Annotated in this window: 3 protein-coding genes; 1 reads left to right on the forward strand and 2 read right to left on the reverse strand. The window is 34.1% G+C overall.

Annotated elements, in window-relative coordinates:
* Together V7D82_RS13630 and V7D82_RS13635 are read right to left on the reverse strand one after the other, a co-directional pair.
* Positions 1 to 201, reverse strand: a 201-nt coding sequence (locus V7D82_RS13630) for a DNA-binding protein (protein WP_333601500.1), incomplete at its 3' end; no start/stop codon positions are given.
* 95 nt (positions 202 to 296) lie between these two features.
* Positions 297 to 2036, reverse strand: coding sequence for an AraC family transcriptional regulator (locus V7D82_RS13635; protein WP_333601501.1), 1740 nt, complete (start codon positions 2034 to 2036; stop codon positions 297 to 299).
* A gap of 408 nt (positions 2037 to 2444) precedes the next feature.
* Between V7D82_RS13635 and V7D82_RS13640 the strand changes: the two genes are divergently transcribed.
* The coding region (locus V7D82_RS13640) for a hypothetical protein (protein ID WP_333601502.1) at positions 2445 to 2662 on the forward strand (218 nt) is incomplete at its 3' end.

The raw sequence follows: 2662 nt of genomic DNA on the forward strand, positions 1-2662 counted from the left end.
TATTTTAGTGTAAGTAAGTGTTTTGTTGATGCGGAGTGTTTGTAGAGTTCCGGGAGAAATGTTTAACAGTTTCCTGACTTCGCCGGATTTGAGCCATTGCTTGGTTTGTTGTGGATTTACTTTCAATAGTTCTTTTAAATCTGAAAGTAGTAGAATGCGAAACTCGTTTAAGTCTTCGCGGGTAATTACTTCGATAGCCATAACGTATGTTTTAGATTGTTATGGTGCAAAATTGTGGGGATTGATTTAATTTAAATCACAAGTCAATCACAAGTTGTGAAAGAAAAAAGTACAATTTATTGGGAAGAGTCCGCGGCTATTGACTTTTTTAATTTGTAAATAAAGTAAGTTGGTGTAATTCCCGTTCGGGCTTTGAAGGCCCGAGAAAAATTTTGAGTGGAACCAAAACCGGCTTCTTCTCCTAAAGCTTTGTTTGTGTAGTTCCTGAATTTACTATCGGTTTTGAGCATTTCGATGATATAATCCGTTTTTAAATCGGTAATGTAGTCGATGCTGCCTTTTCCACGGTGTTTGGAAATTATCTTCGTTACGTATTTGTTATTGGTATTCAACAATAAAGCCATTTTGGTTAGGGTCATGTCTTTTTCCAAATATTTTTTGCCTTGTTCAAACTTCTCTAACATCTTTAGAATACCTGCTTCAAACTCAGGGCTTATTTCCTGGCTGTTTTGCTTATCAGTATTTTCGGGAACTATAGTTTTTTCAATTTTATCTAAAGTTGTATCTATTACCAGTTGTTGATCATAATTGTTTTTTTGAATATTACTTTTAGAGGTATCACGTTTCATTATTTCTTCAAACAGTCTTTTGTTTTTGAAATGTCTGTAGATTAAATATGCAATAATGACCGCCATTATAACAATGATAGTAAAGTCAATTACTACTCTGAAAGTCATAGCATTTTCAATGTCCTGTTTTGATTTTAGCAACTCTTTTGTATCGTATTCTTTGACTACTTTTCTTAATAGGTATTTATAATTTGTTCCAAGTACATTGTCCACTTTCAGCAACTGATTGATGTAATATAATTGTGATTTAATGTCGCCCTGTTTTTTAAAATAATCTATTAGTAATTCGTAACTCTCACGTAGATCGGGACGAATGTATTTTTGTTGCTCAAAAGCTATGTCGACTTTTTTAAAATATTCAATTCCTTTTTCCTGCTCCCTAATGGACCAAAAGCATTTGCCCAAATAAAAATAAGCTACCGTCTCATTAGCGAAATCTTTATTGTTTTTTATACTTGGTAAAGCAGTATTCAAATCACTGATAGCTTTTTGGTAATTGTTTCTGAAGTATTGATTAATTCCTTCAGAATGGATGAAATAGGGTTCCATTTCGAGGTTTTCCAATTTACGCCCTTCTTTGATTCCTAGTTGGTTAGTCACTGAACTTAAGTCGTATTTGCCAATTTTATTGTAACATACTCCTAATCCATGAATCGAGTTTAGATACGCTCTATCGTTTTCTTCTTTAAAATACTCAATACATTCCTTAAATAAACTAATTGCTTCATCATAAAATCCTAAATAATATTTGGTTTGTGCAATGCCAAATTTTACCTTATACATAGAATAGCTATCCTCTGTTTTGGCAATATACTCGTCTGCCAATAGAAAATTGTCCAGGGCTTTTTTGTTATCATTCTCCCCGTAATACACTGTTGCCTTAGTCATGTAAGCAGCACCAATAGTCAAATCGTTTTTGGTTTGCTTGGCTGCAACCAACATACTATCGGCATAGGCTGTCCAAGTTGATTTGTCGGAGAGGTAAAGTATCGATTTATAAGCCAAAGCAACCTGTTCAAAGTCATTATTAGCTTCTGATTTTCTTAACCATGTTTGTGCATATAGCAAGGACTTGGCCTTATCATTTTTATGTTTTTGAATGGCTTTGTTGAGGTAATTATAATTCTTAGCTAGCAGACTATCCGGAATTTTACCATAAGTCAACTGCGCTTCCACATAGTATGAAAACAAAAGCAATGTAATAAGTAGGTGTCTTTTTTGAATCATTTTAAAAAATTGACGCTTAAAGCATTGAAAAAATGCAAAATAATTGTGTTTTTGGGGCTTTTTATTGCGAATAAATGTAAAAAAATAATGTTTAAAATGTACGAATTATGGTAGCAAATTGCGAATATCCCTGTTGAATGGTAAGTTCCTGATGGGTTGTTATTTAGTTGCCATCGTATGGTGTGTGATTCCCGAATCACACCTACTTGGATTCCCGAATGGTGTATCTGTTGGCTTGTGAGGTGCAAAACATGCCTGTAGTTTTGCCCTGAATTCAAACGGTTTTGTTATGAGCAAAGCCGAAACCAAGTTCAGATTACCCCGGGCGAAATGAACTGATGAAAAAAAGTAATCAGTAACATTTAAACATTAACAACCATGAAAAAAATATATTCATGCCTACTTATTTTGACTTTTTTTACTTCCTGTACCGATGATTCGAGTACACATCAGGAAGTTGATACAAACGCTAATGCAAACAGGGCAATCAATGAGCTATTACCCTTAAATAGTGCTAATCCTTATGACGCTGTTGGGCAGCTTCATGATGACCTATTTGAAACGTATTATGCCAATGAGAACCTTCCGGGTGATATTTCCGGAATTATCAATAGGGTTGAATCTAT

The organism is Flavobacterium sp. (genome assembly GCF_036741995.1).
Classification (GTDB): domain Bacteria; phylum Bacteroidota; class Bacteroidia; order Flavobacteriales; family Flavobacteriaceae; genus Flavobacterium.